At 68.7% G+C, this 17,222-nt stretch carries 15 protein-coding genes, 1 tRNA gene and 1 pseudogene; 14 read left to right on the top strand and 3 right to left on the bottom strand.

Annotation, left to right across the window (positions count from 1 at the left end; all coding sequences use genetic code 11):
* Positions 1-3 precede the first annotated feature (3 nt).
* The 12 genes and pseudogenes from murG (at position 4) to ATK74_RS07450 (ending at position 12,263) form a co-directional block, all read left to right on the top strand.
* Positions 4-1,098 carry an undecaprenyldiphospho-muramoylpentapeptide beta-N-acetylglucosaminyltransferase gene (gene murG, locus ATK74_RS07505; RefSeq protein ID WP_098462115.1) on the top strand — a complete coding sequence of 365 codons (1,095 nt, stop codon included), beginning with the start codon at positions 4-6 and terminating at the stop codon, positions 1,096-1,098.
* 4 nt (positions 1,099-1,102) lie between these two features.
* The gene (gene murC, locus ATK74_RS07500) at positions 1,103-2,512 is read left to right on the top strand and encodes a UDP-N-acetylmuramate--L-alanine ligase (RefSeq protein WP_098462114.1); all 1,410 of its coding nucleotides are present in this window, start codon (positions 1,103-1,105) and stop codon (positions 2,510-2,512) included.
* Positions 2,509-3,222 carry a cell division protein FtsQ/DivIB gene (locus ATK74_RS07495; RefSeq protein ID WP_098460451.1) on the top strand — a complete coding sequence of 238 codons (714 nt, stop codon included), beginning with the start codon at positions 2,509-2,511 and terminating at the stop codon, positions 3,220-3,222. The genes murC and ATK74_RS07495 overlap by 4 nt, the downstream gene beginning before the upstream one ends.
* A gap of 181 nt (positions 3,223-3,403) precedes the next feature.
* Positions 3,404-4,346: pseudogene (ftsZ, locus tag ATK74_RS07490) on the top strand (cell division protein FtsZ); the annotation flags it as partial.
* 212 nt (positions 4,347-4,558) lie between these two features.
* Positions 4,559-5,272 (top strand): peptidoglycan editing factor PgeF, encoded by a 714-nt coding sequence (gene pgeF / locus ATK74_RS07485; protein WP_098460450.1) that lies wholly within the window; start codon positions 4,559-4,561, stop codon positions 5,270-5,272.
* 81 nt (positions 5,273-5,353) lie between these two features.
* Positions 5,354-5,833, top strand: a complete 480-nt coding sequence (locus tag ATK74_RS07480) for a cell division protein SepF (RefSeq protein ID WP_098460449.1) — start codon at positions 5,354-5,356, stop codon at positions 5,831-5,833.
* A gap of 176 nt (positions 5,834-6,009) precedes the next feature.
* Positions 6,010-7,080, top strand: coding sequence for a DivIVA domain-containing protein (locus ATK74_RS07475; protein ID WP_098460448.1), 1,071 nt, complete (start codon positions 6,010-6,012; stop codon positions 7,078-7,080).
* A gap of 52 nt (positions 7,081-7,132) precedes the next feature.
* Complete coding sequence (locus ATK74_RS07470) at positions 7,133-7,570, top strand: TraR/DksA family transcriptional regulator (protein WP_098460447.1); 438 nt, start codon at positions 7,133-7,135, stop codon at positions 7,568-7,570.
* 20 nt (positions 7,571-7,590) lie between these two features.
* Complete coding sequence (locus ATK74_RS07465) at positions 7,591-8,130, top strand: signal peptidase II (protein WP_098460446.1); 540 nt, start codon at positions 7,591-7,593, stop codon at positions 8,128-8,130.
* Positions 8,123-9,037, top strand: a complete 915-nt coding sequence (locus tag ATK74_RS07460) for an RluA family pseudouridine synthase (RefSeq protein WP_098462112.1) — start codon at positions 8,123-8,125, stop codon at positions 9,035-9,037. Before ATK74_RS07465 ends, ATK74_RS07460 begins: the two co-directional genes overlap by 8 nt.
* A 41-nt stretch (positions 9,038-9,078) precedes the next feature.
* Positions 9,079-10,485, top strand: a complete 1,407-nt coding sequence (gene pyk / locus ATK74_RS07455; protein ID WP_098460445.1) for a pyruvate kinase — start codon at positions 9,079-9,081, stop codon at positions 10,483-10,485.
* 56 nt (positions 10,486-10,541) lie between these two features.
* Positions 10,542-12,263 carry a lipase family protein gene (locus ATK74_RS07450; RefSeq protein ID WP_098460444.1) on the top strand — a complete coding sequence of 574 codons (1,722 nt, stop codon included), beginning with the start codon at positions 10,542-10,544 and terminating at the stop codon, positions 12,261-12,263.
* Between the two features lie 103 nt (positions 12,264-12,366).
* Here the strand turns inward: ATK74_RS07450 and ATK74_RS07445 are convergent, their stop codons facing one another.
* Entirely contained in the window at positions 12,367-13,002 is a 636-nt protein-coding gene (locus tag ATK74_RS07445) for a DUF4145 domain-containing protein (protein ID WP_143483591.1), read from the bottom strand.
* 244 nt (positions 13,003-13,246) lie between these two features.
* A tRNA-Leu gene (locus ATK74_RS07440) sits at positions 13,247-13,329 on the bottom strand.
* Between the two features lie 95 nt (positions 13,330-13,424).
* On the opposite strand from ATK74_RS07440, the gene ATK74_RS07435 reads away from it, so the two are divergent.
* Positions 13,425-14,060 (top strand): ANTAR domain-containing response regulator, encoded by a 636-nt coding sequence (locus ATK74_RS07435; protein ID WP_098460442.1) that lies wholly within the window; start codon positions 13,425-13,427, stop codon positions 14,058-14,060.
* Positions 14,061-14,067: 7 nt separating this feature from the next.
* Here the strand turns inward: ATK74_RS07435 and ATK74_RS07430 are convergent, their stop codons facing one another.
* Positions 14,068-14,472 carry a PaaI family thioesterase gene (locus tag ATK74_RS07430; RefSeq protein ID WP_098460441.1) on the bottom strand — a complete coding sequence of 135 codons (405 nt, stop codon included), beginning with the start codon at positions 14,470-14,472 and terminating at the stop codon, positions 14,068-14,070.
* Positions 14,473-14,533: 61 nt separating this feature from the next.
* Here ATK74_RS07430 and polA point away from each other — a divergent pair, with 61 nt between their 5' ends.
* Complete coding sequence (polA, locus tag ATK74_RS07425; protein WP_098460440.1) at positions 14,534-17,218, top strand: DNA polymerase I; 2,685 nt, start codon at positions 14,534-14,536, stop codon at positions 17,216-17,218.
* Positions 17,219-17,222: the final 4 nt, after the last annotated feature.

The following is a 17,222-nucleotide window of genomic DNA, read 5'->3' as shown; positions in this document are numbered from 1 at the left end:
GGACTGCCCATCATCCTGGCCGGCGGAGGCACGGCCGGGCACACCTCGCCGCTGATCGCGACCGCGGAGCGGCTGCGCGAACTCAGTGACGTCGACCTGCTCTGCATCGGCACCCCGAAGGGCCTGGAGTCGCGGGTCATCCCGGCGGCAGGACTCGAACTGGCGTTGATTCCGCCGGTTCCGCTGCCACGCCGGATCACCCCGGCGCTGTTCTCGGTGCCGGGCCGATTGGGCCGCGCCGTCGCCGAGGCGGGCGCCATCCTGCGTCGGCACCAGGCCGAGGTCGTGGTCGGCTTCGGCGGCTATGTCTCGCTGCCGGTCTACCTGGCCGCCTGGCGGGCCAAGCTGCCGATCATCCTGCACGAGGGCAATGCCGTGCCGGGCCTGGCCAATCGAGTCGCCGCACGGTTCACGCCGTGGGTGGCCACCACCTTCCCGAACACCGCATTGCCGCACGCCCAGCAGGTCGGCCTGCCGGTGCGGGCCGCCATCGCCGGGCTGGACCGGGCTGCTGGACGGTCGGCGGCGTGCGCCCAGTTCGGACTGCCGGCGGACGGGCCGGTGCTGCTGGTATCCGGCGGCTCGCAGGGCGCCCGCAGCCTGAACCAGGCCGTGATCGGCGCCCGGACGGCGCTGCTGGCCGCGGGGATCAGCATCCTGCACGTGCTCGGACCGGCCAACCTGACCGAGGAGACCGTGGCCGTGGTCGACCCGGACACCGGGGCCGGCTACCGTCCGGTCGGCTACGTGGACGAGATGGGCCAGGCCTACGCCGCCGCCGATCTGATGGTCGGACGCTCCGGGGCCGGCACTGTGATGGAGACCGCGATGATCGGGTTGCCGACCATCTTCGTCCCGCTGCCGCACGGCAACGGCGAGCAGGCCCGCAACGCCGACTTCCTGATCCAGGCGGAGGCCGGCCTCCTGGTCCCCGACGCCGAGCTGACCGCAGTCGGGCTGACCGCCCTGGTCACCGAGTTGTTCGCCGATCCACAGCGCCTGGCCGCTATGTCGGCCACCTGCAGCGAGCTGGCACCGTCCGGAGCGGCCGATGCGCTGGCCCGGTTGGTGCTTCGAGTGGCCGGTCGACCAAACTGAAGCCATGCCTTTGATCCAGCCGGTTCCGCTGTTGCCCGTCCCTGAGTTGGGACGGGTGCACTTCATCGCCGTCGGTGGAGCGGGCATGAGTGGCATCGCCGCGTTGTACGCCGACCTCGGGGTGGCGGTCAGTGGCAGCGACCAGCACGACTCGGCCACCCTGCGGGCGCTGGCCGATGCCGGAGTGACCACCTATGTCGGCCATGACCCCGCCCAGCTGGGTGCCGCAGAGACGGTCGTGGTCTCGTCCGCGGTCCGCGAGACCAACCCCGAGCTGGCTGAAGCCCGTCGCCGTGGCCTGCGCGTGTGGCATCGCAGCGCGGCCCTGGCGGCGCTGATGCTCGGCCGGGTCGGAGTCGCGGTCAGCGGCACTCACGGCAAGACCACCACCTCGGCCATGATCGCCACGCTGCTCACTGAAGTCGGCGCCGATCCGGGTTATGTGGTCGGCTCGCCGCTCCGCGACACCGGGCGCAGCCATCGGCTCGGCTCGGGTGAGAGCTTCGTGATCGAGGCCGACGAGAGCGACGGCTCATTCCTGCAGTACCCGGCGCAGCTGGTGGTGATCACCAACATCGAGGCTGACCATCTGGACAACTGGGGGACTGCCGAGGCCTATGCCGACGGCTTCGTCCGGCTGGCCACGGCTGAGACGGTGACCACCGTGGTGATCAGCGCCGACGATCCGGGGGCGGTCGCGCTCACTGAGGTCGTCCGGGCCGCCGGGAAGCGGGTGCTGACCTTCGGCGCGTCGGCCGGGGCCGACGTCCGGCTGACCGGGATCGGCCACGGCCCGCGCGGCGCCACCGCGATGCTGACCGGCCCGGACGAGTCCGGGCCGCTGGAGTTGGCCGTCCCGGGACGCTACAACCTGCTCAACGCAGCCGCGGCCTATGCGGTCGGGATCAGCCTCGGGGTGTCCGGTCCGCTGCTGCGCGCCGCGGCGGCTCGCTTCGGCGGCACCAATCGACGCTTCCAGCCGGTGGCCGAGCGGGGCGGCGTCCGAATCTTCGATGACTACGCCCACCACCCGACCGAGGTGGCGGCCACCTTGACCGCAGCCCGCGAGCTGGCCGGCAGCGGACGGGTAGTGGCCTGCTTCCAGCCGCATCTCTTCTCCCGGACCAGGGACTTCGCTACCGAGTTCGGCCAGTCGCTCGGACTCGCCGATGTCGTGGTGGTCTGCGGCATCTACCCGGCGCGCGAGGATCCGATCCCCGGGGTGACCGGCGAGCTGGTCGCCCAGGCAGTTTCCGATCCGAGCCGGGTCCACTACGTCGAGCAGATCGACCAGGCTGCTGCCGTGCTGGCCGGCCTGGTCGCGCCCGGCGACCTGGTGGTGACCATCGGTGCCGGCGACGTCACCAGCGTCGGTCCGCAGCTGGCCGCCGCACTGGCGAGAGGTCCGCAGTGAGCCTGAGCGACGCCACCACCCGGCTGGACCTGCGGCGCCGCCAGGAGCGGCAGCACCGCTGGCTGCGGATCGGCGGCATCGCGGTGGCGGCGCTGGCCCTGGCGGCCGTGGCCTACCTGGTCTGGTTCTCCCCGGTGTTCGCGGCCCGCGAGATCACCGTGACCGGCAACAAGCTGCTCAGCAAGACCGATGTGGTCGCCGCGGCTCAGGTCGTCCCCGGGACGCCGATGGCCCGGCTCGACGTCGACGCCATTGCCGATCGGGTGGCCGGCTTGCCGGCGGTGGCCCGGGTCACGGTGAGTCGGGACTGGCCGGACCGCTTGACCCTGGCGATCACCGAGCGCACGGCACACCTGTCCATCCCGGCCGGGGCCGGCTACCTGATCGCGGACGAGTCCGGGGTGGTCTTCCAGGCGGTGCCGGACCAACCGTCCGGCCTGGTGCGCGTGGTGGCCGATCCCAGCAATCAAGGCGTGCTCGCCGACGTGGGAGCGGTCTTCTCGGCGCTGAGCGACCAGCAGCGCGCGCAGGTCAATCGGCTCGAGGCTCCGAGCCGGGACGGCATCGTGCTGCGGATGCGCGACGGCGCCAAGGTGATCTGGGGGAGTGCGGACGAGTCGAGCCTGAAGTCTCAAGTGCTGGCCCGGTTGTTGCCGCTGGGCGGCGACATCTTCGACGTCTCGGCGCCTGCCTTCCCGGCGCGCCGCTGATCTTGGCCCGCCTCAACCCTGAAGCGGCACTTGAGGGACTCGCCGAGGCCCAGGTCATTCTTGGACAGTGCGAAAAGGGGTCTCCTAGCCTGGGTCCGCACGCCGAAGCACGTTGCCCTTCCCCGCCATGGCTTCGTCGAGCCCGTATAAGGCAGCAGTTGCTCCAGTGAGGGTGGGTGACGTGGGAACTGCATCCCAGAACTATCTGGCCATCATCAAGGTGGTCGGCGTCGGTGGTGGTGGCGTTAATGCCGTCAACCGAATGATCGAGTCGGGATTGCGTGGGGTCGAGTTCATTGCCGTGAACACCGACGCCCAGGCTTTGTTGATGAGTGACGCTGACGTCAAGCTCGACATCGGTCGTGATCTGACCCGTGGACTTGGCGCTGGCGCCGATCCGTCCAAGGGCCGGCAGGCCGCCGAGGATCACTCCGACGAGATCGAAGAGGTGCTCAAGGGCGCCGACATGGTCTTCGTGACCGCCGGTGAGGGTGGTGGCACCGGTACCGGTGGCGCGCCCGTGGTGGCTCGGATCGCTCGTTCGCTGGGTGCGCTGACCATCGGCGTGGTCACTCGTCCGTTCAGCTTCGAGGGGCGGCGCCGCTCGTCCCAGGCCGAGGACGGCATCTCGACGCTGCGCGAAGAGGTCGACACCCTGATCGTCATCCCCAACGACAAGTTGCTGGAGATGACCGACCATCAGGTGGCGATCCTGGACGCCTTCCGGCAGGCCGATCAGGTGCTGATGCAGGGCGTGTCCGGCATCACCGACCTGATCACTACGCCCGGCCTGATCAACCTGGACTTCGCCGATGTGAAGGCGGTCATGTCGAACGCCGGCTCGGCGTTGATGGGCATCGGCTCGGCGCGCGGTGAGGATCGAGCCCGGGTAGCCGCCGAGATGGCGGTGTCCTCTCCGCTGCTGGAGGCCAGCATCGAGGGTGCGCACGGCGTGCTGCTGTCGATCGCCGGTGGCTCGGACCTGGGCCTGTTCGAGGTCTCGGCTGCGGCGAACCTGATCGAGGCGGCCGCCCACGAGGACGCCAACATCATCTTCGGCACGGTGATCGACGATGCACTCGGCGACGAGGTGAAGGTGACCGTGATCGCCGCCGGCTTCGATGGCGGGCAGCCGCCCAAGCGGGCTCCGCGACCGGAACCGCAGCGTCGTCCGCAACCGGCCCCGGTGCGCCCCGAGCCCGTGGCCGTCGTCGAGGAGCCGGCTCCGACCGAACCGGTCGAGCCGGTGGTTCCGATCACTCCGGTCACCCCGGTCGTGCCCGGCTACATCGGTAACGACGACCTGGACGTCCCGGACTTCCTGAAGTAGGGACTCTTGTTCAGCTATCGAGTTGACCCCGGCGCCGACGGCGTCGGGGTCGCTTTCTGTGACGGCGTCGCGCCGGACGGTTCCCGCCTCGACCTGGGGCTGAGCGGCTACCCCGGGTGGCGCTCGCCGGATTGGGGCCTGGTGGAGGCCGAGATCGGCGTCCCGGTCCTGAACGCCTACCAGGTGCACAGCGCGCGGGTGCTCGAGGTCGATCCGAGTACGGACGCCCAGGCACTGGCTCGGACCGAGGCGGACGCCCTGGTCAGCGCCGCACCCGGGATCGGACTTGCGGTGCGCGCCGCCGACTGTCTTCCGGTGTTGTTCGCCGACCTGCAGCGGGGGCTGATCGGAGCCGCTCACGCCGGCCGGGTCGGCCTGGCCGGCGGCGTCCTTCCGGCCACGGTGGACGCACTGATCGGCCTGGGGGCGACGCAGCTGTCGGCCTGGATCGGCCCGCACATCTGTGGGCAGTGCTACGAGGTGCCGGCCGCACTGCAGGCGGAGTTCTGTGTGGCGCTGCCGCAGGCCCGCGCCCGGACCAGTTGGGACACCCCGAGTTTGGACCTGGGTGCTGCCGCACAGGCCCAGCTGGTCGCCCTCGGGGTCACGGTGACCCGAGTGGATCCGTGCACCAGAACCACCCCCGAGCTGCACTCCTACCGGCGTGACGGCGCCGACGCGGGCCGGCAGGCGGCGGTGATCTGGCGGCCCAGCCTCTAGGCGTGTCGCCGGTGGGCCTCCCCGAGGAAGCCGGTCGCGGCGGCTAAAGTCGAACTGAATCGGGCTTTGGAGGGCTGAAAGATGGCGGATCGCTTGAAGAAGGCAGCCGTTTGGCTGGGCCTGGTGTCCGACACCGACTACCCAGAGGTCGAGGCTGAGCAGGACGAGGCCACCGAGGCCGTCCCGACCGGCACGGACCTGGAGACGCGGCCGGCGGCTACCGCGAGCGTGACCGAGCTCGGCTCCCGGCGTCCGGTGAAGGAAGCTGCGCCCAGGGTCGCCGACATCAACCGGATCATCACCGTGCATCCGCGGACCTACAACGAGGCTCGCACCATCGGCGAGAACTTCCGCGACGGCATCCCGGTGATCATGAACCTGTCCGAGATGGAGGAGTCCGACGCCAAGCGTTTGGTCGACTTCTCTGCGGGGCTGATCTTCGGCCTGCGAGGCAGCATCGAGCGGATCACCAGCAAGGTCTTCCTGCTCTCGCCGCACAATGTGACCGTGGCGGCCGAGGACAAGGAACGCCTGGCCGGCGGTTTCTTCAACCAGTCCTGAGCCGACCAGCGGATAGCCGGCTCGACCGGTTCCGCCGGGTGGACTCTTGACCTTCGGTTTACGGCCGTGAGCGTGCAATCCCATCGATTCTTGGATTCAGCCAAGCTGTGACACTAGCCTGAGAGCACTATCGGGATTGCTGAAGCTTGTCCCGTTACCGACACGTGAGGTGAGCAATGACCCTGACCCTCGAGCAGGTCCGCCAGACCCGCTTCCACCTGGCTCGACGAAACGGCTACGAGCCCGTCGACGTCGACAACTTCGTCGACAAGGTAGAGGCGACTCTCTCCCAGCTCACTGAAGAGAACGGCAGCCTGAAGAAGCAGCTCGAGGCGCTGTCCAGCTCCGAACCGTCCAGCATCTTCGTCCCGGGCGACAACGCCGAGGCCGACAAGCTGCGCTCTGAGCTGTCAGCTCGTCAGCGGGAACTTGAGACCGTGCGCGGCCAGCTGGCCGAAGCACAGGCCGCCGCCGAGAAGGCCAAGGCCGAACTCGCCGAGGCGCAGGGGCTGCTGGCAAACACCAAGGCCGCTGCCTCGAAGTCCGGCGCGGACGCTCAGGCGGCCGCACAGGCCGCTCAGGCCGCCGCTGCGGCCCAGGCCAAGGCAGAGATCGAGTCGCTGCGTGCTGAGCTCGCTGAGGCCAAGCAGGCCGCTGCTGCGGCTGCTGCAGCTCCGGTGGTGGACGGCCCGAGCGGCAAGGTCGAGAACATCATCGTCACCAACTCCGCCGAAGCCTCGCCGGCGGTCACCCGGTTGCTGCAGATGGCGACCGAGCAGGCCGAGCGGCTGGTCGGTGAGTCCCAGGTGGACGCCGATCGGATCGTCAGCAGCGCCCGCGCCGAAGCGGAGACCGTCATCGACAGCGCGAACCGCAAGGCGCACGAGGCCCTCACCGATGCGCGCACTCGCGCCGACCGGATCGAGTCCGAAGCCCGTGTGAACGCCGAGAAGCTCACCTCTGACGCACAGGCCAAAGCCGATCAGGTGACCGGCGAGGCGGACGCCCTGCGCACCGAGCTGTTCAGCGCGTTGGAGGCCGAGCGGGATTCGCTGCGTGGCAAGGTCGATCGCCTGCGTTCGTTCGAGCAGAGCTACCGCAGCACGCTGGCCAACCACCTGCAGAGCCAGCTCCGTTCGCTCAACGAGGTGACCTTGCAGCCCGGCGATGTGCCCGAGATCCTGACCGAGCCCGGACCGGGTTCCGCCACGCCGCGCCTGGACGCCCTGCTCAACGAGAGCAACTGACCGAAACGGGTGGTACTCTCCCTGCTCAGACAACAGCAGGAGGTGCGAGTCCATGCCGTCGGCTAACCGTGTGAAGCCCACCGTTCGGGCCAAGGCCGCCTCGTTCCCGATCGCTGAGGGCGAGGATCCCTGGACCGAGGACGAGGTCGAAGAGATCCGCCAGGAGTTGCTTGCCGACATCGCTCGGATGGAGCGGGCGATCGAGGTGGCCGAGGCGGGTTTGGCCGATCTTTTCGAGGAGGGCACCGACGGTGCCGGACGTGATCCGGCCGATGTCGGCTCCTCGAACTTCGAGCGCGATCAAGAGATGTCGCTGGCCCAGAACGCCCGCGACATGCTCGATCAGGCGCAGCAGGCCTACCGGATGTTCGAGGCCGGCAACTACGGCTCCTGCGAGTCCTGCGGGCAGCCGATCGGGAAGGACCGCCTTCAGGTCTTCCCGCGGGCCACGATGTGTGTGGCCTGCAAGCAGCGGGAGGAACGCAGATAACCAGCAGTGAGAAGACCGGCATGTCGCCGGTCGCGGTGTGGTCGTGGGTTCTCGGGATCGGGGCTCTGGGGCTGGTCGTCGATCAGGTCACCAAGGCGGTGATGCTGGTGGTGCTGGATCCTGCCCATCCGATTCCCCTGCTCGGCGGGTTGGTCACCCTCCAGTTGCTGCGCAATTCTGGAGCCGCCTTCAGCATGGGCGAGGGATTCACCATCGGGCTGGCCATCATTGCCATCGCGGCCCTGATCGGGGTGCTGGCCTGGTTCGTGCCGAAGGTGCGCCATCCGGGCTGGACCGCGGCCATGGGTCTGCTGGTCGCCGGGATCAGCGGCAACCTGGCCGATCGGCTCTTCCGTGACCCGGGCCCGTTCCAGGGCCATGTCATCGACTTCATCCAGCTGCCCTACTTCGCCGTGTTCAACGTCGCCGACATGTGCATCACCGCGGCTGCGGTGGTGGTGATCTGGCTGACCTTGATCACCAAGGTCGGCTTCGACGGCGTCCCATTCGCCGATGCTGCACCCGAGGCCGGCGCCGATGCCGGCCCGACGGATGAATAGCGTCTGGCTGGTTCCCGACGGCCTGGACGGCGAGCGCGTCGACCAGGCTGCCGCTCGGATGAGCGGATTATCCCGCAGCCGGATCTCCGATCTGCTGGAAGCCGGCGGAGTCCTGGTGAACTCCGAGACCGTGGCCAAGTCTCATCGGGTCCGTGGCGGTGATCTGCTCGAGGTGGCGGTGACCACCGCCCCCACCGTCCAGGTGGTGCCGGTCGAGGTCGCCGGAATCGGGATCGTCTACGACGACGCCGACATCGTGGTGGTCGACAAGCCGGCCGGAGTCGCGGCCCACCCCAGCCTGGGCTGGGACGGTCCGTCCGTGGTGGAGCACCTGGCCGCAGCCGGCTTCCGGATCTCCACCTCGGGAGCACCCGAGCGGCAGGGGATCGTCCAGCGCCTCGACGTGGGCACCTCGGGTCTGATGGTGGTGGCCAAGAGTGAGTCTGCCTACACGGTCTTGAAGCAGGCCTTCCGCAGCCGGGAGGTCGCCAAGACCTATCACACCCTGGTGCAGGGCCATCCGGATCCGCTGGAGGGCACCATCGAGGCCCCGATCGGACGCCATCCGGGCGCGGACTACAAGATGGCCGTGATCGCCGGCGGACGGGCCAGCGTGACCCATTACCAGCTTCTGGAGGCGTTCCGCTCCGTATCTTTGCTGGAAATTCACCTGGAGACCGGACGAACTCACCAGATCCGGGTGCACATGCAGGCGATCAAGCACCCTTGCGTGGGCGATCCGACCTATGGCGGAGATCCGGTTCTGGCGGCCCGACTAGGGCTTCAGCGGCAGTGGCTGCACGCCGTTCAGCTGTCCTTCACGCATCCCCGCAGCGGCGAACTGGTGACCTTCAATTCGCCTTACCCCGACGATTTAGCCACGGCACTGGAGTTGGTCCGGCACTGACCTGCGCAGGTTGTAACACGAGGCGGCTAGGGTTGGGCAACGTGCGTAGAGCGAAGATAGTGTGCACGATCGGTCCGGCGACTGATTCGGCCGAGGCAATCGTCAACCTGGTGAACGCGGGAATGAACGTCGCGAGGCTCAATATGAGCCACGGCGATCACCTCCTGCATGCCGAGCGGGTCCGGTGGATCCGCGATGCGGCCCGAGTCGCGGGCCGACCGGTCGGCATCCTGGCCGACCTGCAGGGCCCCAAGATCCGTCTGGGCAACTTCGTCGACGGGGAGGCCTTCCTGAACGCTGGTGATCGCTTCGTGATCACCACCGAAGACGTCCTGGGCACCGCCGAGCGGGCCGGGACCACCCTGAACACGCTGACCGCCGACGTCACCCCCGGCGACCAGATCCTGATCAACGATGGAGCCATTGAGCTGCGGGCGGTCGAGGTCACCGAGACCGACGTGATCACCGAGGTGATCGTCGGCGGCCGAGTGTCCGATCACAAGGGGATCAACCTGCCCGGCGTGCCGGTCAGCGTCCCCGCGTTGAGCGAGAAGGACGAGCGGGACCTGCGCTGGGCTTTGCGCCACGGCGTCGACATGGTGGCGCTGTCCTTCGTCCGCAATGCCGCCGACATCGTCCCGGTCCATCAGGTGATGGACGAGGAGGACCGGCATGTGCCGGTGATCGCCAAGCTGGAGAAGCCGCAGGCGATCGACAACCTCGACTCGATCATCGACACCTTCGACGCCTTCATGGTGGCCCGTGGTGACCTGGGCGTCGAACTGCCGCTGGAGGACGTCCCGGGCGTGCAGAAGCGGATCATTGACGCGGCCCGGACCTGGGCCAAGCCGGTGATCGTGGCCACCCAGATGCTGGAATCGATGATCACCTCGCATCGCCCGACCCGCGCCGAGGCCTCTGACGTGGCCAACGCGATCCTGGACGGCGCGGACGCGGTGATGCTCTCCGGTGAGACCGCCGTGGGGGAGTACGCCATTCAGGCCGTCGAGGTGATGTCCCGGATCATCAGCCGGACCGAGTCCGAGGGACTGGACAAGATCCGTGGCCTGGCCTGGGATCCGCACACCGTCTCCGGGGTGATTGCCAAGGCGGCCATCGAGGTGGCAGAGCGAGTGGGGGCCAAGTACCTGGCCGCATTCACCATCTCCGGCGACACTCCGCACCGGCTGGCCCGGCTGCGCTCCGAGGTGCCGATCATGGCCTTCACCCCGCTGCCGAAGACCGCCCAGGAGTTGACTCTGTGCTGGGGCGTTCAGTCCTACGTCACTCCGGAGTACACCAACACCGACGCCATGGTGAAGTCGGTGCAGGATGCGCTGGCCGCAACCGGCTTCATGGCCACCGGCGATCGGGTGGTCGTGGTGAGCGGCAACCCGGGCCGCCACATGCACAAGACGAACGCGCTGCGCATCTACGAGATGGACTGACCCACTCCGACCACGGGTAGCCGAGCGCCCGGAGGGTCGGCCGCTAGAGTCTGGGCGTGGCCGATCCCCGGGTGAGCAGGGCTGTTCGGACGGCGGCCGGCATTCCGGCGGTCGTCGTCGGGGCCTTCCTTGCCGTCCGCCCGTTTGCCGCGCCCGAGCTGATGGCCCTGTGTGTGAGCCTGGGGCTGGCGGTCGCCGCCCTGGTGGAACTGGTCCAACTCAGCCGGGAGCGCCCGGCCAAGCTGACCCTGGCGATCTGCTTCGCCGTGGGCAGCGCTCTGATCGGACTGTGGCAGCCGGTGAACCTCTCGCTGGTCGGCGCGGTGACTGGAGTGCTCCTGATCCTGGCCGGCGGCGCCGAGTTGTGGTCGGCCGCGCTGCTCAGCAACCCGCACTGGCCCAGGCTGCTGAACAGCCCGTCGACAGCCGGCTTCTGGGCATCGCTGCTGGTCGGCGGCGCTTCCATCGGGCTGGGCAGCCTTGCCGTGGTCTGGGTGGATCGGACGCTGCTGCCGGCGGCGGTTGTTTTGGGGCTGTACCTGCTGATCGCCGGCCTCGGCATCATGGTGGACGCCTGGGCGGCCGATCGGCCAACCGTGGCGGCCAACCGAAATCGACTGGTCGGGCGAGGGCTGGCGCTCCTGCTCGGCTTGGCGCTGGCCCTGGCTGGGGCCGGCCTGGACGGCGGTCGCGTCGCGCCGGGCCCGTTCTACAGCCCGGCCATGGTCGGTGGGCAGCATGCCCCGGGCAAGCTGCTGCGCGCCGACAGCTACGCCGGAGCGACGACCCCCGGGGTGGTGGCCGCTCGGCTGCTCTACCTGACCACCACGGCTCAGGGCAGTCCGATCGTAGCCAGTGCGGCGATCTACCTACCGGCCGATCGGGTGACCGAGCAGTTGCCATTGGTCGTCTGGCTGCACGACGGCACCGGGCTTTCGCCGTCCTGCGCGCCGTCGGTGCGGGGACTCGCCTCCGGTGGCATGTCCTTCCTCGACCAGGTCACCGGAGCCGGCTACGCGCTGCTGGCGCCGGATCTGCCGGGCCTGGGCGTCGAGGGCGCCCCCAGCTACCTCCTCGGCCAGCCGGAGGGCAGGGCGGTGCTGGACGCGCTGCGGGCCGCACGGCAGCTCAACGGCGTCCGGTTCGGTGAGGCCGTGCTGTGGGGTTTCGGGGAGGGCGGGCATGCGGCGCTGTGGGCCGGCCTGATCCGGGACGACTACGCGCCGGAAGTCACGTTGACGGGGCTGGCGGCGCTGGCTCCGCTGACCGATCTGTCCGGGGTACTGGCCAGTCCGGATCGCGGAGCGGAGCGAGAGGCCGTGGCCGCCCGTCTGATCAGCAGCTACGCGGCCGTCTACCCGGAGATCGACGGCAACGACTACCTGCTGCCGACGGCCCGGGCGCGGGTGAGCGAGACCGCGGCCCGCTGTCAGGGTCAGCCCGGCCCCTTGCTGCCCTGGTTGGGCTCCGGGCTGAGCTGGGCGCAGTCACCCACTGCGGGGGCGTTGGCGACTCGGCTGGCCGAGAACCGTCCCGACGGGCGGATCCCGGTCCCCGTGCTGCTGGGGCAGGGCGGACGGGACCAGTTGGTCCCAACTGACGTCCAGGACGGCTACGTCGCCGCGCAGTGTCGCAGCGGAACCCGGATCGATTATCGGGTCTACCACGAGCGGGATCACCGCGGCCTGGTCGCGCCCGCCTCGCCGGCGGTCACCGACCTGCTGACCTGGAGCTCTGCGCGCTTCACCGGCCTCACTCCGACCAGCAGTTGCGGTTGAGCCGCTGCGTCAGGCGCGAGCGCTCGGGCTGCGGTAGGCGGTTCGACGAGGCTGTCCCGCCCCGGCGAGAGCTGGGGACGGGGCGGCTTCTGCACGCCCAGCGTCAGATCGTCAGGATCTCGCCTTGTCCCTCATCTTCAGCGTCGTCCGGCTTCACGAGCTCGTCCATCTCGTAGCTCAGCCTCAAGAGCTGATGTGTGAACCCGGCCACATCGAGAGCTTGCTTCTCTGTGACGGGCGTTATCTCGTGATTCGCGTCATTCCCGATGTCTTTGATCCGGTCCACCCAGGTTCGCATCCGCTTAGTGATGACGCCTTCGGCCTCAAGGTGATTGACGCACTGGGCATAGGTCGGAGCTCTGTTGCTCTTGTCCTTGGCCGGGAGGCCGGTAGCAACCGCCACGTGGAACAAGAGCTTCCGACACATCATGGCTGACGCTGTGAAAGCACCGGCAGCGAGGCACGACCGAATCTCAGCCCACACGGCCGCTTCAGTGTTTGGTAGTCCTTTAGGAACATCAAACGGCTGAGCACCAGGGAGGGTCACCCCCCACTCTCGGACGAAACCGCGACCACAGCCGACACATCGCAGCCAATAGAGCTCACTCTCCGGAAGGAAGGCGACGACACCCATCTGCGTACCTCCACAGTCAGGGCAATGGCCTGTGTCCCAGGCGACGTCGTTGGTTTTCGTGTAGTCGTGGTCGATACGCTTGATGTTGCTGAACACTCCGCTCACAGCGACAGCATCGCAGGTGGCTCCGACACTCGTGGCCGAACCCCGAAGGCGACGCAACGCCGGCAACCCTTGAACCAACCTTGCCGCGCCACGGGAACCCCAAAACAGAGCCTCGCGAGCGGGCGTCCGGAGGGGGCTCTGAGGGGGTCTCGGCCGGGCCTGGGTTGCACGGGAGTTGCAGGGTCTTGGCGTCCGGAGACCACCGGAGCGGTTCCGCCCCTAACCAGAGCCATATCGAGTCGAGTACCGGGAAGGGGAGTCGAACCCCTACGCCCTTGCGGGCAGACGGGTTTGAGCCGTCCGCGTATACCATTCCGCCACCCCGGCAGGTAGGCACAGATTCTGCCACAACTTGGCAGTGGCTGTTTGCCGCGCGGTACCCTCAACCCAGCACAGCAAGGCTGATCGGTAGGAAAGTGAAGATGGCGACCACAAGCGATGTGAACCCCTCGGCAGAGAACCCCCTGCGCGTTCTGGTGGCCGAGGACGAGGCCCTGATCCGCCTCGACTTGGTCGAGCTGCTCACTGCGGAGGGCTACCAGGTGATCGCCGAAGCCGGCGACGGCGAGGAAGCTCTCGCATTGGCCCGCTCGCTGGAGCCCGATCTGGTCGTGATGGACGTGAAGATGCCCAAGATGGACGGCATCACGGCGGCCGCGGCGATCGCGGAGGAGCGGATCGCTCCGGTGGTGATGCTGACCGCGTTCAGCCAGCGTGAGCTGGTCGAGCGCGCCCGGGACGCCGGTGCCATGGCCTATGTGGTCAAGCCCTTCGATGCCTCCGACGTGGTGCCGGCCATCGAGATCGCGATCGGCCGGTTCGCCGAGATCCGCGCGGTCGAGGCCGAGGTGGCCGATCTGGAGGAGCGGTTCGCTTCCCGCAAGGCCGTCGACCAGGCCAAGGGCCTGCTCCAGGAGGGGCTGGGCCTGTCCGAGGCCGAAGCCTTCCGCTGGATCCAGAAGACCGCCATGGATCTGCGCAAGTCGATGCGCGAGGTCGCCGAGGGCGTGATCGATCACTCCAAGAGTGGTGGCAAGCCCAAGCCGCTCAAGAAGTAGCTTCCGCTCAAGAAGTAGCTGCTCGCTGCAGGGAGACCGTCACCCGGGCCACACACACCAAGGTGCCGGCGTCGTCGCGGAGTTCCACCTGATAGGTGGCCAGAGTGCGTCCGATTCGGATGGCCTCGGCCGTGCCATGCACCCAGCCGTCCCGGGCCGCGGCCAGATGGGTGGCGTTGAGCTCGACTCCGGCGGCCCGTCCGTCCGGCCCGACTTCGGCGATGGCGGCCACTGAGGCGAGGGTCTCGGCCAGCACGCAGGACGCGCCGCCGTGCCACAGTCCGAAGGGCTGGGTGTTGCCGGCCACCGGGCAGCGGCCCTCGGCCCGGGCTGGCTCCAGATGCAGCAGCTCCAGCCCCATCCGCTCGGCCAGTGGGCCCAGTGGCAGCTGAGCGATCTGTGCAGGGTCCATGGGGAAACCCTGACACAGGCCGAGGTGGCGGTGGGGGAGGCGACGGCTAGAGTTCCGGTTTGTGACGACCCCAGCTGGAGCTAGCCAACCGACCCTGCTGCTGATCGATGGGCATTCGGTGGCCTATCGGGCCTTCTTCGCCCTTCCGGTGGAGAACTTCGCGACCACCACCGGGCAGCCGACCAATGCCGTCTATGGCTTCACCTCAATGCTGCTCAACGTGCTGCGCGACGAGCAGCCCACCCACGTGGCGGTCGCCTTCGACGTCTCCCGGAAGACCTTCCGCAGCGAGCGCTACGTCGACTACAAGGCCAATCGCGCGGCGTCGCCGGCCGAGTTCGCCGGCCAGGTCGACCTGATCAAGGAAGTGCTGGACGCGCTGCGGATCGTCCACATCGAGAAGCCCGGCTTCGAGGCCGACGACATCATTGCCACCCTGGCCACCCAGGCGCCGGCGTCCGGACTGCGGGTGCTGATCTGCACCGGCGATCGGGACACCCTGCAGCTGGTGAACGACTCGGTGACCGTGCTCTACCCGCGCAAGGGCGTCTCCGACCTGGCCCGGCTCACCCCGGACGCGGTCGTCGAGAAGTACCTGGTGCCGCCGGCCCGCTACCCGGAGCTGGCCGCGCTGGTGGGGGAGACCAGCGACAACCTGCCCGGGGTGCCCGGGGTGGGTCCGAAGACCGCAGCCAAATGGCTGACCGCCTACGACGGCTTGGAGAACCTGTTGCGCCAGGTCGACTCGGTGCCGGGCAAGGCCGGGGAGTCGCTGCGCGAGCACCTGTCCGACGTCACCCGCAACCGCGAACTGAACGCCCTGGTCGGCAACCTCGAGCTCGGCGTCGGCGTGGACGAGTTGGCTCGCCGCGACTGGGACCGCGAGGCCGTCCACTCGCTGTTCGACGGCCTGGAGTTCAGGGTGCTGCGGGACCGGCTGCTGGAGAACCTGCCCAACAGCGAGGCCGAGACCGCCGGCGGCTTCGAGGTGAGTGGCGAGACCCTGGCGCCGGGCAGCGTCCGGGCCTGGCTGGACGCGCACGCCCGCTCCGGGGTGGTCGGGCTCGACTTCGCCGGTCAGTGGCGAGCCGGGGCCGGCGACCTGACCGGGATCGCGCTGGCCGCCGCCGACGGCAACGCCGCCTTCATCGAGGTCACCGAGCTCTCCCCGGACGACGACGCCGCGCTGGCCGCCTGGCTGTCCGACCCGAGCCTGCCCAAGGCTGTCCACTACGCCAAGGGGCCGTTACTGGCGTTGTGGTCGCGTGGCTGGGAGCTGGCCGGGCTGGTCAGCGACACCCAGCTGGCCGCCTATCTGCTGCGTCCGGATCAGCGGGTCTACGACCTGGCCGATCTGGCGGCGCGCTACCTGCACCGGGAGCTCTCCGGCAACGCGGCGGCCGACGACTCCCAGGCCGCCTTCGACTTCGACGACAGCACCTCCACCGATGCCATGGTGCGGGCCCGTTCGGTGATCGACCTGGCTCAGGAGCTGGAGGCGCAGCTGGCCGACCAGGGCGGCACCACCTTGTTGCAGGACGTCGAGTTGCCGCTGACCAGGACCCTGGCCGTGATGGAGCGGGTCGGCGTCGCCGTCGACCTGGATCGGCTGGAGCGGCTGCGTACCGACTTCGACACCGCCGTGAGCCAGGCCGAGAGTGCGGCCTTCGAGGCGCTCGGGCATCCGATCAATCTCGGCTCGCCCAAGCAGCTTCAGGTGGCGCTGTTCGACGAACTGGGGATGCCGAAGACCCGGCGCACCCAGACCGGCTACACCACCGATGCCGAGTCGCTGGAGTACCTCTACGCGACCACCGAACACCCGTTCCTGGCCCATCTGCTGCGACACCGCGACCAGATCCGGCTTCGCCAGACCGTCGAGGGGTTGCTGAAGTCGGTGGCCGACGACGGACGGATCCACACCACCTACGTCCAGACCATCGCGGCCACCGGACGGTTGTCGTCCACCGACCCGAACCTGCAGAACATCCCGATCCGCACCGAGGATGGCCGGCGGATCCGGGAGGCTTTCGTGGTCGGGGACGGCTATCAGACTCTGCTCACCGCGGACTACTCGCAGATCGAGATGCGGATCATGGCCGACGCCTCCGAGGACGCCGGGCTGATCGAGGCCTTCTCCTCCGGCCAGGACTTCCACACGATCATGGCCTCCCGGGTCTTCTCGGTGGCCCCGGATCAGGTCAGCGGTGCCCAGCGGGCCAAGATCAAAGCCATGAACTACGGCTTGGCCTATGGGCTGAGTGCGTTCGGGCTGAGCCAGCAGCTGAAGATCGAGGTGTCCGAGGCTCGCGGGCTGATGGAGGAGTACTTCGAGCGGTTCGGTCACGTCCGCGACTACCTGGCTGGGATCGTGGCCGAGGCGCGCAAGACCGGCTACACCCAGACCGTGCTGGGCCGGCGCCGCTACCTGCCCGACCTGAACTCGTCCAACCGGCAGCGCCGCGAGATGGCCGAGCGGGCCGCGCTGAATGCGCCGATCCAGGGCTCGGCCGCCGACATCATCAAGGTGGCCATGCTCGATGTCGAGACCGCTCTGGCCCGCCGGTCACTGCGCAGCCGGATGCTGCTCCAGGTGCACGACGAACTGGTCTTCGAGGTCGCCGACGGCGAACTCGAAGAGCTCACCGAACTGGTCCGGGACAAGATGGGGCACGCCGTCGAGATGACGGTCCCGCTGGCGGTGTCGGTCGGCACCGGCGGTTCCTGGCACGACGCCGCACACTGAGCGC

This window comes from Propionicimonas paludicola (assembly GCF_002563675.1).
Lineage (GTDB): Bacteria > Actinomycetota > Actinomycetes > Propionibacteriales > Propionibacteriaceae > Propionicimonas > Propionicimonas paludicola.
The sequence above is the reverse complement of the archived record's forward strand: the minus strand, read 5'-3'. Positions and strand labels throughout refer to the sequence as shown.